Source organism: Leclercia sp. LSNIH8, assembly GCF_002920195.1.
Taxonomy (GTDB): Bacteria; Pseudomonadota; Gammaproteobacteria; order Enterobacterales; family Enterobacteriaceae; genus Enterobacter.
In genome coordinates this window covers 64,495-79,109 of sequence record NZ_PQJY01000010.1, presented here as the reverse complement: position 1 = coordinate 79,109, position 14,615 = coordinate 64,495, and the positions used below count along the sequence as shown (strand labels likewise).

At 57.7% G+C, this 14,615-nt stretch carries 13 protein-coding genes; 2 read left to right on the top strand and 11 right to left on the bottom strand.

Annotated elements, in window-relative coordinates; genetic code table 11:
• Positions 1 to 36: 36 nt before the first annotated feature.
• The 3 genes from menF to C3406_RS21790 form a co-directional block, all read right to left on the bottom strand.
• Positions 37 to 1,332 (bottom strand): isochorismate synthase MenF, encoded by a 1,296-nt coding sequence (menF, locus tag C3406_RS21800; protein WP_103825134.1) that lies wholly within the window; start codon positions 1,330 to 1,332, stop codon positions 37 to 39.
• A 99-nt stretch (positions 1,333 to 1,431) separates the two neighbouring features.
• Positions 1,432 to 1,737 carry a stress response protein ElaB gene (gene elaB, locus C3406_RS21795; RefSeq protein WP_103180450.1) on the bottom strand — a complete coding sequence of 102 codons (306 nt, stop codon included), beginning with the start codon at positions 1,735 to 1,737 and terminating at the stop codon, positions 1,432 to 1,434.
• 62 nt (positions 1,738 to 1,799) lie between these two features.
• The gene (locus C3406_RS21790) at positions 1,800 to 2,261 is read right to left on the bottom strand and encodes a GNAT family N-acetyltransferase (protein WP_103825135.1); all 462 of its coding nucleotides are present in this window, start codon (positions 2,259 to 2,261) and stop codon (positions 1,800 to 1,802) included.
• A gap of 73 nt (positions 2,262 to 2,334) precedes the next feature.
• Here C3406_RS21790 and rnz point away from each other — a divergent pair, with 73 nt between their 5' ends.
• The gene (gene rnz, locus C3406_RS21785) at positions 2,335 to 3,252 is read left to right on the top strand and encodes a ribonuclease Z (protein WP_103825136.1); all 918 of its coding nucleotides are present in this window, start codon (positions 2,335 to 2,337) and stop codon (positions 3,250 to 3,252) included.
• Between the two features lie 66 nt (positions 3,253 to 3,318).
• Positions 3,319 to 4,323 carry a chemotaxis protein gene (locus tag C3406_RS21780; protein ID WP_103825137.1) on the top strand — a complete coding sequence of 335 codons (1,005 nt, stop codon included), beginning with the start codon at positions 3,319 to 3,321 and terminating at the stop codon, positions 4,321 to 4,323.
• Positions 4,324 to 4,434: 111 nt separating this feature from the next.
• Here C3406_RS21780 and nuoN read toward each other — a convergent pair whose 3' ends face one another.
• The 8 genes from nuoN to nuoG all read right to left on the bottom strand — a co-directional run bounded on the left by nuoN (position 4,435) and on the right by nuoG (position 14,462).
• Entirely contained in the window at positions 4,435 to 5,892 is a 1,458-nt protein-coding gene (gene nuoN / locus C3406_RS21775; RefSeq protein ID WP_103180457.1) for an NADH-quinone oxidoreductase subunit NuoN, read from the bottom strand.
• A gap of 6 nt (positions 5,893 to 5,898) precedes the next feature.
• Positions 5,899 to 7,428, bottom strand: a complete 1,530-nt coding sequence (gene nuoM / locus C3406_RS21770; RefSeq protein ID WP_103825138.1) for an NADH-quinone oxidoreductase subunit M — start codon at positions 7,426 to 7,428, stop codon at positions 5,899 to 5,901.
• A 76-nt stretch (positions 7,429 to 7,504) separates the two neighbouring features.
• Complete coding sequence (gene nuoL, locus C3406_RS21765) at positions 7,505 to 9,346, bottom strand: NADH-quinone oxidoreductase subunit L (protein ID WP_103825139.1); 1,842 nt, start codon at positions 9,344 to 9,346, stop codon at positions 7,505 to 7,507.
• Entirely contained in the window at positions 9,343 to 9,645 is a 303-nt protein-coding gene (gene nuoK, locus C3406_RS21760) for an NADH-quinone oxidoreductase subunit NuoK (protein WP_049841347.1), read from the bottom strand. Before nuoK ends, nuoL begins: the two co-directional genes overlap by 4 nt.
• The gene (gene nuoJ / locus C3406_RS21755; protein WP_103825140.1) at positions 9,642 to 10,196 is read right to left on the bottom strand and encodes an NADH-quinone oxidoreductase subunit J; all 555 of its coding nucleotides are present in this window, start codon (positions 10,194 to 10,196) and stop codon (positions 9,642 to 9,644) included. Before nuoJ ends, nuoK begins: the two co-directional genes overlap by 4 nt.
• Before the next feature lie 11 nt (positions 10,197 to 10,207).
• Positions 10,208 to 10,750, bottom strand: a complete 543-nt coding sequence (nuoI, locus tag C3406_RS21750) for an NADH-quinone oxidoreductase subunit NuoI (RefSeq protein WP_103180465.1) — start codon at positions 10,748 to 10,750, stop codon at positions 10,208 to 10,210.
• A 14-nt stretch (positions 10,751 to 10,764) separates the two neighbouring features.
• Positions 10,765 to 11,742 (bottom strand): NADH-quinone oxidoreductase subunit NuoH, encoded by a 978-nt coding sequence (nuoH, locus tag C3406_RS21745; protein WP_103825141.1) that lies wholly within the window; start codon positions 11,740 to 11,742, stop codon positions 10,765 to 10,767.
• On the bottom strand, positions 11,739 to 14,462 hold the full coding sequence (nuoG, locus tag C3406_RS21740; protein WP_103825142.1) for an NADH-quinone oxidoreductase subunit NuoG: 2,724 nt from the start codon (positions 14,460 to 14,462) through the stop codon (positions 11,739 to 11,741). Before nuoG ends, nuoH begins: the two co-directional genes overlap by 4 nt.
• Positions 14,463 to 14,615 lie beyond the last annotated feature (153 nt).

The window sequence follows — 14,615 nt, the reverse complement described above, 5'->3', positions numbered from 1 at the left end:
TAATTTTGATATGAATCGGGAATGTATGACTCAGTATTAATCCTTTAGGAGCAGAGAGCGCAGCCCGGCAGCTTTATTTTCAATCTCCTGCCACTCCTGATCGGGGTCAGAACCGCTGACGATCCCCGCCCCGGCATACAGGCGCACACAGCACGCCTCAACGCTTGCCGAACGCAGCGCCACGCAGAACTCGCTTTGTGCTAACGAGAGATACCCGGCAGAACCGGCATACCACTTCCGGTCGAAGGGTTCATTGTGGGCGATGAAATCCCACGCCGCCTGGCGCGGCAGACCGGCAACTGCCGCGGTGGGCTGCAGGCGCAGCAGGCACTGTTCATCGTCCGGCTGTTCCAGCGCGGTCCAGATGCAGCGGCGTAAATGCTGAACCTTACGCAAACGCACGATTTGCGGCGGGAGGACATCAAGTACCCCATTTTCCCGCTGCAGGCGCTGGCAGATATCCTCAACCACCAGCATATTTTCCCGCTGGTTTTTATCGTCGTTCATCAGCCAGTTACCCAGCCGCGCGGCATGGGCATCGTCCGGGTGGCTGGCAACGGTTCCGGCCAGCGCTTCGGTGCGCAGCAGCAAACCGCGCCGCCGCCACAGCCGTTCCGGCGACGAGCCGAGAAACGCCCGGCTGGCATCAGTGCGCATAAAGAAGTGGTAGCACTGGAAGTTGACCTGGCGGCTGGCCGCCATCAGCGCGGCGGGGTTTACCGCCTCGTTAAACTGCAAATCTGTCGCCCGGGCCAGCACTACTTTATCGAATGCCCCCCGGCTGATAGCCTCTGTCGCCCGGGTAATCAGCTGAAGCCAGCCGGCCCGGTCAGGGAGATGCGTTTCGCTCACCACCGCTTGCGTGACCGGGGCGACAGGCTGGCTCTCCGCCAGGGTCTGCATAAACTCCCGCGCGCGCTGGACCTCCGCTTTCAGGGAGGTGTCGCTCCAGAGCACCAGGCGCAACGTTGCGGTCCCGCCGAAGCGCTGCCACAAAAGGCGCGGCAGGAACAGATTGCCCTGCTTTGGGTCGAAGGCATTAACGCCCACCACTTTCAGGTCGGGTGCGTGCGGATAACGGTTTAAAAACTGACGGGCGGCGGATAACGAGGGGAAATGCGTTATCGCTCCGAGAGCAGCATACTCTTCATCGCCATTGCGCTGCTGCCAGTAGAACTGCGGGTAGATGTGTTGAGCATTCAGCCAGCCGAGCGGATCAAACGCGTCGTTGAGGGCAAAGGAGACATCGAGATAATGCAGGCCAGGGGTATCGGGAAAATCGTCGGCTAATTGTTGGCAAAGGCCTTTCAGCGCGGTGGAAATCGAGTGCACGCGAACTTCTCCCAGCTCAAAAACCTCACATTATAAGGGGTACTAATTAGAAAAAGCAGTACCCCCGAGTTGGCAGGGAGAAGCGTTCGTGCTGTGTTGTTAACGGCGGGCGAGTAAAATACCCAACACCAGACCAGCGGCGGCGCCTACGCCAATCCCCTGCCATGGCTTTTCACGGACATAATCATCCGCACGATAGACCGCTTTTTTGGCCTTGTAATAGTATTGATCGGACGCATGACCCACGCGCGTTTTCACATCATGCAGAGCCTGCTCAGCACGCGCTTTTAGTTCAATGTATTTCTGATCGGCCGGATCGCCGGAAGAGCGTAAGACCTCCTCCAGGGTTTCACTCAGCAGGGTCAGATCGTCATCTACATGGTTATCCGATGATTGATAAGACATAGTGTTCTCCATGTGGTTGCATCAGTTCCGTAACTATAGACAATGCTTGACGATTCCGCCTGCTACGCTTGTTGTACCTCTTTCGCCATACCCATGTGCGGTATGCCATCTTCGTCGTAGATATCCGTCACCTGCACAAAGCCAAAACGGGCATAAAAGGCGTGCAGATGCGCCTGCGCTCCGAGGTATAACGCCTTGTCGGGCCAGTTATTTTCGCAGGAACGCAGCGCGTGCTCCATCAGGGCATAGCCCAGCTTCTCGCCCCGCACCTCGCGGCTGATAATCACGCGGCCAATCACAACGGGGGAGAAATCGTCGTCACTTTTCAGAATCCTCGCATACGCCACCAGCTGGTTATCTTTCCAGCCGAGGATATGGCGGTTCTCCCCCACCAGGTCTTCGCCGTCAATGTCCTGATAGGGGCAGGTTTGTTCAACAACAAACACCTCACAGCGCAGTTGAAGTAAGGCGTAAAGCACAGGAACGGTCAGCTCGCTATGGTGCAGATCTTGCCACTGGATCATTGAGGTCTCCTTATCGTGAGGGGAGCCGTTATACTAATGACTTTTCGTCCCCGGTGCAGAGGCTGAGTGCATTATGGAGCTGTTTTTTTTAGGAACATCCGCTGGCGTACCGACCCGTACGCGCAACGTCACCTCAATATTGCTGGATCTCCAGCACCCCACCCGCGGCGGGCTGTGGATGTTTGACTGCGGCGAAGGCACGCAGCACCAGCTGCTGCGCACCGCCGCGCATCCCGGCAAGCTGGATAAAATTTTCATCACTCACCTGCACGGCGACCATCTTTTTGGCCTGCCGGGGCTGCTCTGCAGCCGCTCGATGGCGGGAAATATCCAGCCGCTGACCATTTACGGCCCGCCCGGTATCCGGGAGTTTGTTGAAACCAGCCTGCGGATCAGCGGCTCATGGACAGATTATTCCCTCGAGATTATTGAGATCAAACCGGGCGTGGTGTTCAAAGATGATGCCTACACGGTGACCGCTGCGGCGCTCAATCACCCCGTGGAGTGTTACGGTTTTCGCATTGAAGAGCGGGATAAACCCGGCGCGCTGGACGGTGCCGCGCTGATCGCCGCGGGAGTGCCCTTCGGCCCGCTGTTTCAGCAGCTAAAACGCGGCGAAAGCATCACCCTGGAAGATGGCCGGACTATCAACGGCGCGGCGTATCTCTCCCCACCCCGTCCGGGTAAGAAGCTGGCTATCTTCGGGGATACCGCCCCCTGCGAGAACGCCCTTGCGTTGGCTCAGGGCGTCGATCTGCTGGTGCATGAGGCCACGCTGGAGGTAGCGATGGAGGAAAAAGCCAACAGCCGCGGCCACAGCTCAACGCATCAGGCGGCCAGGCTTGCCCGCGACGCGCAGGTAAAAAAACTGATCGTCACCCACGTCAGTTCCCGTTACGACGCCGAAGGCTGCGCCATGCTGCTGGCCGAGTGCCGCGCTCTGTTTGCCGACAGCCAGTTGGCAGAAGATTTTGCTACCGTGCGCGTTTAATGCTCTGGTTTTCCCCGAAACTGCCGATAACCCTATCAGGCCGGTATTTTTCACTGAGGGGCAAACATGGATAACTTCCAGAAAGACATTGATGACAGGGCAAATCTTACTCTGTCGAACCGATTTGAGCTGCTGCTGTTTCGTCTTGGCCGCTCAATGAATGAAAACAAATCTGAGCTGTTCGGCATCAACGTCTTTAAGCTTCGCGAGATTGTGCCCATGCCCTCGTTCACCAAACCGGCGGGGATGAAGTCGCCCCTGATGGGTATGGTTAATATTCGCGATCAGGTGATCCCGGTTATCGACCTGGCCGCGGTGGCAGGCTGCAAGCCAACGACGGGGCTGAACATTTTGCTGATCACCGAGTATGCCCGTAGCGTCCAGGCATTTGCCGTGGAGTCGGTCGAAAATATCATGCGCCTGGACTGGAAGCAGGTGCATGCGGCGGAAACCGCGGTCAGCGGACGCTATATCACCAGTATCGCCTGTCTGGATGAGAAAACGGATACCAACGATCTGGCGATGGTGCTGGACGTTGAGCAGATCCTCTATGACATCACCCCGGCCAACCACGACCTGCATGCTACCGATCTGCAGATCACCAAATTCAATATCAAGCCGGGTGCAGTGGCGATTGTGGCAGAAGACTCCAAAGTGGCGCGCTCAATGCTGGAAAAAGGGCTGCAGGCGATGCAGATCCCGGCGCAGCTGCATATCACCGGTAAAGAGGCATGGGAGAAGATCGGCGTGCTGGCCGCGCAGGCCCAGGCGGAAGGGGTGCCCATTACCGATAAGATCTCGCTGGTGCTGACCGACCTTGAGATGCCGGAGATGGACGGCTTTACCCTGACGCGCAAAATCAAAACCGACGCCATCCTGAAGGAGATCCCGGTGGTGATCCACTCTTCCCTTTCCGGCAACGCCAACGAAGATCATATCCGCAAGGTGAAAGCCGATGGCTACGTGGCAAAGTTCGAGCTGAACGAGCTCTCTTCGGTGATTGAAGAGGTGCTGGAGCGCGCAAACAAAAAAATTGACGGGCCGCTGATTAGCCGTAAGCAGCTGGCTTAAGCCCGGCGGCGCTTCGCTTGCACGGGCCTACGGTTTTGTAGGCCGGGTAAGCGCAGCGCCACCCGGCAATAAAAAAACCCGCCGAAGCGGGTTTTTTTGTTTCTGGCGTTTTTACATCAGCGGCATCGCATGCTGCACGATGGTGATCAGCGGCTGCGGATAGATACCGAAGATCAGCACCAGCAGCGCGGAGATGAGCACCACAATACCGCCCGCGCTGTACTGCCAGTTGCCTGGCGCATCGCGGTTGAGCTGCTGAGGCGCACTCAGATAGAGGCTCACGGCAACGCGCAGGTAGTAGTAGAGACCAATCGCGGAGCCGATAACGACACCCGCCGTCAGCCACCACAGACCGGCCTGCACACCCACTGCCAGCACGTAGAACTTACCGATAAAGCCGAGCGTCATCGGGATACCCGCCAGCGACAGCATCATCACGGTCATCACCGCGGAGAGGATCGGACGGTGCCAGAACAGACCACGGTAGGAGAAGAGCGAGTCGGCATCCGGGCCACGGTACGGGCTGGACATCAGGCTCACCACGCCGAAGGCGCCGAGGCTGCTGAACAGGTAACCGGCCAGATAGACGCCCACGGTCTCCATGGACATCTGACCGCTCTGCAGGGCAATCAGCGCCACCATCAGATAGCCGAGGTGCGAGATGGAGGAGTAACCGAGCAGACGCTTGATGTTGGTCTGGCTCAGCGCCATCAGGTTACCGAAGATGATGGAGACGAAGGCGATCACGCCGAGCACCACGCGAACCGCTTCGCTGTCACCTACCGGTGCGTAGAGGAACAGACGCATCACCACCCCGAAGATAGCGATTTTGCTCGCCGTCGCCAGGAAGGTAGATACCGGCGCTGGCGCACCCTGGTAGACGTCTGGCGTCCACAGGTGGAACGGCACCAGAGAGAGTTTAAAGCCGAGGCCAACAATCATCATGCCCAGACCCGCCAGCAGCAGCGGCTCGTGCAGCATGCCGTCGCCGAGGCTCTTGCCGAGTGCTTCAAACGAGAGGTTACCGGACTGAGCGTAGAGCAGCGCAATACCAAACAGCAGGAAGGACGAAGCAGCAGCAGACAGGATCGTATACTTGATACTCGCTTCCAGAGAGCGCTTCTGGCGGAAGGCATAACCAATCAGGCCGAACAGCGGCAGTGAGATGAGCTCAATACCGAGGAACAGCGCCGCCAGATGGTTAGCATTCGCCAGCAGAATACCGCCCAGGGCAGCAATCAGAACCAGCAGGTAAAACTCTTCTCTGTTGTCGTTGTAGCCTTCCAGCCACGGGTAAGCAAAGGTACAGGTCGCCAGGCTGGCTAACAGCACCAGCCCGGTGTAGAGCATGGCGAAGCCGTCAACGCGCATCAACGGCGTGACGTCCATCGCACCCGCCTGGCCAACAAACCAGAGGGAGACTAACGCAGCGTTCAGACCCAGAACCGCCAGCGTGGCATTCAGGAAGTGATTGCGTCGCCACGCAATGGAGAGCATCACAACCACCACCGTCAATCCGACGATCAGCAGCGGTAGCAGCGCAATCAGTTGTTGTGGAGTTATTGTCATGGCGATTTACGGCCTTGTAGTAGAAGCAGAATTAACAAACCACTGCTGGATGTTACCCATCGCGGAGTGCGAGGTATCCAGAATCGGCTGCGGGAAGAAGCCCAGCAGCACCAGCAGTACGACCAGCAGCAGGATGATGAACAGCTCGCGCAGCGACATCCCCGGCAGTTCTTTGGCAGCGATGTCACTCTTCGCTTTACCGAAGTAAGCGCGGTGCAGCATCGCCAGCGAGTAAACGGAGGCGAACACCAGACCGAAGGTGGAGATCACGGTGATCGTCGGCACCACTTTAAAGCTGCCGAACAGGATCATAAATTCGCCAACGAAGTTACCGGTCCCAGGCATCCCCAGCGTGGCAACCGCGAAGAACATCGACATCGCTGGCAGCCATTTGATTTTGCTCCACAGACCACCCATCTGACGCATGTCACGGGTGTGCAGACGTTCGTACAGCTGACCACACAGGATGAAGAGACCGGCTGCGGAGAGACCGTGGGCAATCATCTGGATCACCGCGCCCTGGTAGGCCAGCTGGCTGCCGGTGTAGATAGCAATCAGCACGAAGCCCATGTGGGACACGGAGGTGTAGGCAATCAGACGCTTGATGTCGTACTGCGTGAAGGCCATCCAAGCACCGTAGAAGATACCGATCACACCGAGCCACATGGCAATCGGCGCAAACTCTGCAGAGGCATTCGGGAACAGCGGCAGCGCGAAACGCAGCAGACCGTAGGCCGCGGTTTTCAGCAGGATGCCCGCCAGGTCAACGGAACCCGCCGTTGGTGCCTGGGAGTGCGCATCCGGCAGCCAGCCGTGCAGCGGCACCACCGGCATTTTCACCGCAAACGCAATGAAGAAGCCCAGCATCAGCAGGTATTCAACGCCGTGAGACATTGGGGTCTTCAGCAGGTCCTGATAGTTGAAGGTCCAGACGCCGGTCGCGTTGTAGTGCACAAACACCAGCGCCAGGATGGCAATCAACATCACCAGACCACTCGCCTGGGTATAGATGAAGAACTTGGTTGCCGCCGTGATACGCGTTTTACCGTCGGACGCCTTATGGCCCCACAGCGCGATCAGGAAGTACATCGGCACCAGCATCATCTCCCAGAAGAAGAAGAAGAGGAACATGTCGATGGCAAGGAACACGCCGATTACGCCGCCCAGGATCCACATCAGGTTCAGGTGGAAGAAGCCCTGGTATTTTTCGATTTCTCGCCAGGAGCACAGTACCGCCAGAACGCCGAGCAGACCGGTCAGCACCACCATCAGCAGCGACAGACCGTCAATCGCCAGGTGAATGGTAATACCGAAACGCGGGATCCACGGCAAAATGAATTCAGACTGCCACTGCGGAATGCCCGCAGACTGGGTCAGTGAATAGCCGCCCTGCAACCAGAGTTGCAGGCCAAGCGCGAGCGTCAATCCCATGGTGATCAGCGCAATCCAGCGCGGCATCTTCACGCCAAAGCGTTCGGTCTGCCAGCACAGGAACCCACCGATAAAGGGAATTAATATTAGCCAGGGTAGTAACATGGCGATTTGCATTCCTTTTTAAGGCCCCCAGAAGGGGCCTGATTTTCAACGAATTCGAATAAAATTCACTTAACGATCAACGCAACACCATCAGCAGCACCAGCACCACAACCGCGCCGATGCTCATGGACGCTACATACCAGCGCAGATACCCGTTCTCGCTGAACAGCAGGCCTTTACCGGCCAGGCGAGAAAGGAGTGCCGGGATGTTCATTACCGCGTTCAGCGGATCGCGTTTGATCAGCCACGCAATGCCGAGGAACGGTTTCACGAAGATCATGTCGTACAGCCAGTCGAAGCCCCACGCGTTATACCACCAGGTGCCCAGCAGACGGCCCGGCGCACTGTTGGCAACGGCAGTCACAAGCTGTCGTTTGCCCAGCCACAGCCATGCCGCGATCAGGATGCCCGCGATAGCGACCACACCGGAGGTGATTTCAAGCGTCAGAACGCGACCGTGCTCAAGCTCGGTGGTGTCTGGCAGTACGCCCTGCAGCGGTGGCACAATCATCGCGCCAACGAAGGTGGAGAGTACCAGCAGCACAATCAGCGGCAGGTGGTGGGTGATCCCCTTCCCTGCGTGAGCGTGAATTTGTTCTTTACCGTGGAAGACGATGAAAATCATACGGAAGGTGTACAGGGAGGTCATAAACGCACCGACCAGACCCGCAACCATCAGATTGATATGCCCATTCGCCATGGCACCCGCCAGGATTTCGTCCTTACTGAAGAAGCCCGCGGTAACAAGCGGCAGTGCCGCCAGCGCCGCGCCGCCCACCAGGAAGCAGACGTAAACCAGCGGGATGGACTTACGCAGTCCGCCCATTTTGAAGATGTTCTGCTCGTGGTGGCAGGCCAGGATCACCGAACCAGACGAGAGGAACAGCAGCGCTTTGAAGAACGCGTGCGTCATCAGGTGGAAAATCGCCGCGTCCCACGCCTGTACGCCCAGCGCCAGGAACATGTAACCGATCTGGCTCATGGTGGAGTATGCGAGAACGCGTTTGATGTCGGTCTGGACCAGCGCGGCAAAGCCTGCCAGCACCAGCGTCACCGCACCAACGATACCTACCAGATGCAGAATTTCCGGGGTCATCAGGAACAGGCCGTGGGTACGCGCAATCAGGTAAACACCGGCGGTAACCATGGTAGCAGCGTGGATCAGCGCGGAGACAGGGGTTGGACCCGCCATCGCGTCGGCAAGCCAGGTCTGCAACGGCAGCTGTGCAGATTTACCCACAGCACCACCCAGCAGCATCAGGGTTGCCCACCACAGCATATTGTTGCCGGCTTCGAAGTGCGCCGGCGCCAGTTCCACCATTTCGCGGAAGTTCAGCGTGCCCAGTTCGTTGTAGAGAATGAACAGCGCGAAGGCGAGGAAGACGTCACCCACACGGGTTACGACGAACGCTTTCATGGCCGCTGCGCCATTCTTCGGATCGGTGTAGTAGAACCCGATCAGCAGGTAAGAGCAGAGACCCACCCCTTCCCAGCCGAGATACATCAGCAGCAGGTTATCCGCCAGCACCAGTACCACCATGCTGGCGATAAACAGGTTGGTGTAGGCGAAGAAGCGGGAGTAACCCTCTTCACCGCGCATATACCAGGAGGCGAACATGTGGATCAGGAAGCCGACACCGGTAACCACGGAGAGCATGGTCAGAGAGAGACCATCCAGCACCAGGTTAAAACCGATGTTGAAATCACCCACCGACATCCAGGTCCAGAGTGGAACGCTGAAAGCCTGACGTCCGTTGTTAAAGAAGTCGATCCCCGCATACGCTGTTACCAGTGCGGCCAGGCCCACAGAGCCCATGCCGATGGTCGCAGAGAGATTTTCAGACCAGCGGCCGCGTGAGAACGACAGCAGCAGGAAGCCAATCAGCGGAAAAATAATGGTTAAGGCAAGCATGTTCATCCACGCAACTCACTTACTGAATCGATGTTCAGGTTCTGGCGGCGACGATGGAGCTGCAGCAACAGCGCCAGGCCAATACTCGCTTCCGCAGCCGCGAGGCTGATGGCGAGAATGTACATCACCTGACCATCGGTCTGGCCCCAGTAGCTACCGGCAACCACAAAGGCCAGCGCGGAAGCGTTGATCATGATCTCCAGGCCAATCAGCATAAACAGCAGATTGCGGCGGATAACCAGACCGGTTAAGCCCAGCACGAATAAAATCGCGGCGAGGATCAGTCCGTGTTGTAAAGGGATCATGCGTGATCCTCCGTTTTTCTTTTCACGCTGTCGTCCTTACGGTTGCTCAGCACTTCACCCATGCGCTCTTCGCGACCTACGTGGAAAGCCACGACCAGGCCTGCCAGCAGCAGCATCGAGGCCAGTTCCACCGCCAGTACGTATGGCCTAAACAGGGTGACACCCACCGCTTTGGCGCTGATTGGCGTGCCGTCGATACCCTGGTCGTTCACACCCAGAATGGCATAAACGATCACCGCAAGCATGATGGCCGACAGAATTGCCGGGCCAATCCACACCTGCGGTTGCAGCCACTGACGTTCCTGCTCAATTTCAGAGCCGCCCAGGTTCAGCATCATCACCACGAAGACGAACAGAACCATGATGGCCCCGGCGTAAACGATGATTTCAAGCGCACCGGCAAAGTGTGCGCCCAGCGCAAAGAACACCCCGGAAATAGCCAGCAGCGAAATGATTAAATAGAGCAGCGCATGCACCGGGTTGGTGTGCGTAATCACTCGCAGCGTAGCCAGGATGGCGATCAGGCCACAGATATAAAAAGCGAATTCCATTGCCCCTCTCCTTACGGTAACAGGCTCTTGACGTCGATAGGCTTGGCTTCGTTCTCTGCTTCGCCCTTATCTTTGCCGTCGATTGCCATACCCGCCATCCGGTAGAAGTTATATTCCGGGTATTTGCCCGGACCGGAAATCAGCAGATCCTCTTTCTCGTACACCAGATCCTGACGTTTGAATTCACCCAGTTCGAAATCGGGGGTCAACTGAATCGCCGTGGTCGGGCACGCTTCTTCACACAGGCCGCAGAAGATGCAGCGTGAGAAGTTGATGCGGAAGAACTCCGGGTACCAGCGACCGTCCACCGTCTCTGCTTTCTGCAGAGAGATACAGCCAACCGGACAGGCTACCGCACACAGGTTACAGGCAACGCAGCGCTCCGAACCGTCCGGATCGCGCGTCAGCACGATACGGCCACGGTAGCGCGGCGGCAGATATACCGGTTCTTCCGGATACATCCGGGTTTCGCGTTTAGAAAACGCGTGCAGGCCGATCATCCAGATACTGCGTACCTGGGTGCCAAAGCCTACCAATAATTCTTTCAAGGTCATGATCTCAAAGCCCCTTATGGCTGCTGCCAGAGAATGACAGCCGCCGTTACCAACAAGTTGACGAGCGTCAGCGGCAGGCACACTTTCCAGCCGAAGGACATTACCTGGTCATAACGCGGACGTGGTAATGCAGCGCGAATCAAAATGAACATCATCATGAAGAACGCGGTTTTCAGCGCGAACCAGATGAACGGCGGTAAGAACGGGCCATGCCAGCCACCAAAGAACAGCGTGACCATCAGCGCGGAAATGGTGACGATACCGATGTACTCGCCCACGAAGAACAGACCGAACTTCATACCGGAATATTCAATGTGGTAACCGTCGGCCAGTTCCTGCTCGGCTTCTGGCTGGTCAAACGGGTGACGGTGACACACCGCCACGCCCGCGATAGCAAAGGTAACAAAACCAAAGAACTGCGGGATGACGTTCCAGATGTCGGCCTGGTTGTTGACGATGTCGGTCATGTTGAATGAACCGGCCTGCGCCACCACGCCCATCAGGGAGAGACCCAGGAACACTTCGTAGCTGAGCGTCTGCGCGGAAGCACGCATCGCACCCAGCAGGGAGTATTTGTTGTTACTGGACCAGCCTGCGAACAGCACCGCGTAAACCGCGAGACCTGCCATCATCAGGAAGAACAGAATGCCGATGTTCAGGTCAGCCACCACCCAGGTCGGGCTGACCGGAACGATAGCAAACGCCAGCAGCAGCGAGGTAAAGGCGATCATCGGTGCCAGAGTAAAGATCACGCGATCCGAGAAGCGTGGGATCCAGTCCTCTTTAAAGAACATCTTGATCATGTCCGCGACCAGCTGGAGTGAACCACCCCAGCCCACGCGGTTCGGTCCGTAACGGTTCTGGAACAGACCGAGCAGACGACGTTCACCGAAGCTCATGAACGCACCGCAGGTGACCACCACCAGCAGGATAACAACCGCTTTCAGGATGTTCAGCAGGATGTCGATAAGATCAGGCGTTAACCAACTCATGCTTTTGCCTCCTGCAGGTTATCAAGACGCGCGCCGGCCAGCACCGGGGCAATGCCAGGCATACCCATCGGCAGACCCACCTGCCCTGCTGTCAGACCTTCAGAGATAATCAGCGGCAGGCTGATTGTCTGGCCTTCATAGCTAAAGCTGATGTTCGCGCCTGCGTTGACGCCAAGCTTCGCGGCATCCGCCGGGTTGAGCTTGATGTACGGCTGCGGCATACGGGTCTGGAAGACCGGGGAACGCTGTGACAGCTCGTCGCTACCAAACAGATGGTAGTACGGCGCAATACGCCAGTTGCCTTCTTCTGCCTGGAAGCGTGCCGGAACGGTGGAGAAGAACGCCAGACCGGTTTCGCTGGCTTCAATCAGGCGTACGCCCGGATCGCCGTGGCGCAGGGAACCACCCACTTCAGCCTGGAATTTGTTCCATGCCTGCGGGGAGTTCCAGCCTGGCGCCCATGCGAATGGGATCTGCGAACGTGGCGCAGACGGCTGGTTGTTCCCTTCCATCGAGAAGGCGAACATGGTGTCTTTATCCTGCGGCTGACGCGGTTCGTGTACGCTGATGTTGGCGCGCATTGCAGTACGGCCACTGTAGCGATGCGGTTCACGCGCCAGTTTCTGGCCGCGAATACGGAAACTCGCTTCCGGCGCCGCATCTTTGATGCCTGCCAGCTGCGGCAGCTTTTCAATAACGGCGTCGATCACGTGGTCGAGTTGCGTCCAGTCCACCTCACGGCTCAGCACGGTGCTGTGCAGGGAGTGCAGCCAGCGCCAGCTTTCCAGCATCAGGGTGGTGTTGTCGTAGTAGGCCGGGTCATAAACCTGGAAGAAGCGCTGGGCGCGGCCTTCGTTGTTAATCACCGTCCCGTCGCTTTCCGCGAAGCTTGCCGCAGAGAGCACCAGGTGCGCTTTGTCCATAATGGCGGTGCGCTGATGGTCGATAACCATCACCAGCGGCGCCTTAGAAAGCGCAGCGTCTACGCGTGCGGCAGAAGCATGGCGGTGGAGATCGTTTTCAAGTACGACAACGGCATCCGCAGAGCCAGATTCCAGCTCGCTCAGCGCCTCTTCCAGAGAGCCGCCGCCGATCATACCCAGACCAATGCTGTTTACCGCACGGGCAATCATGGTCACGCCAACGTCGGCGCCACGGCCTTTCAGCGCTTTGGCCACGTTCGCTGCCGCCTGAATGATCTCGCTGCTGCCAGCGTTGGTACCGGAGATAATCAGGGGTTTCTTCGCACCGGCCAGCGCCTGCACGATCACGTCAACTTTGTTCTGCAGATCGCGATCCAGTTCAACGGCCGGGGCACTGCTGTCGAGGCCGTTAGCAATAGCAAAGCCGAGACGGGCCTGATCTTCCACCGGCGCGCGGTAGGTCCAGGCGGCGATGTCATCCAGACGGGTGTCATCAACGTTGGTCACGAACAGCGGATGCTTCGCGCGCTGGCCGATGTTGAGAATAGCCGCGATCTGCCAGTCAGCCACTTTCTGTGCCGCTGCCATTTCACGCGCTTTCCCTTTCACCGCCTGACGAACCGCCAGGGCTGCGCGAGCGCCGGTCTGGGTCAAATCTTCGCCCAATACCAGTACCGCATCATAGGATTCGATTTCGCGCAGCGCCGGGGTATGGATACCGCCTTCGCGCAGCACTTTCAGCACCAGCTGCAGACGTTCCTGCTCGCCCTGGGCGATACCGGTGTAGAAGTTATCCGCACCCACCAGCTCGCGCAGCGCGAAGTTGCTTTCGATGCTGGCGCGCGGGGAGCCGATACCGATCACTTTCTTCGACTGGCGCAGAATGTCTGCCGCGCCCTGCATCGCCTGTTCAGCGTTCAGGGTAATGACGTCGTCGCCACGGCGTTGAACCGGACGACGGGGACGGTCTTTCAGGTTCACATAGCCATAGCCGAAACGACCGCGGTCGCAGAGGAAGTAGTGGTTCACGGTACCGTTGTAACGGTTTTCGATACGACGCAGTTCGCCGTAACGTTCACCCGGGCTGGTGTTACAGCCCAGCGAACACTGCTGGCAGATGCTTGGCGCAAACTGCATGTCCCACTTACGGTTGTAACGCTCGGAGTGGGTTTTGTCGGTGAACACACCAGTCGGGCAGATCTCTACCAGGTTACCGGAGAATTCACTCTCAAGCGTACCGTCTTCCGGACGACCGAAGTAGACGTTGTCATGCGCGCCATAAACGCCCAGATCCTGACCATCCGCGTAGTCTTTGTAGTAACGCACGCAGCGGTAGCAGGCGATGCAGCGGTTCATTTCGTGAGAGATGAACGGCCCCAGATCCTGGTTACGGTGGGTACGCTTGGTAAAGCGATAGCGACGGAAGCTGTGACCGGTCATGACGGTCATATCCTGAAGGTGGCAGTTACCGCCCTCTTCACAGACCGGACAGTCGTGCGGGTGGTTGGTCATCAACCACTCCACCACGCTTTCGCGGAACTGTTTCGCTTCCAGATCGTCGATAGAAATAAATGTGCCTTCGGCGGCTGGCGTCATACAGGACATTACCAGGCGACCACGCGTGTCTTCCGCGTTTTGATATTGCTTCACCGCACACTGGCGGCAAGCACCGACGCTGCCCAGCGCCGGATGCCAGCAAAAATACGGAATATCAAGGCCGAGAGACAGACAAGCTTCCAGCAGGTTGTCCGCCCCGTTGACCTCATATTCTTTGCCGTCTACATGAATCGTAGCCATTAGCATGCTTCCAGTTGTCTCGAATAAATCGAGCGTTAATCAAAATTCTTTTTACGCTTCATCCTTCAGGCTGCCTCTGCGTTGGCTTCCCTCGCTCACACCAGTCACTTACTGATGTAAGCTCCTGGTCCTCACTCAGTCGCCGCCTTGACG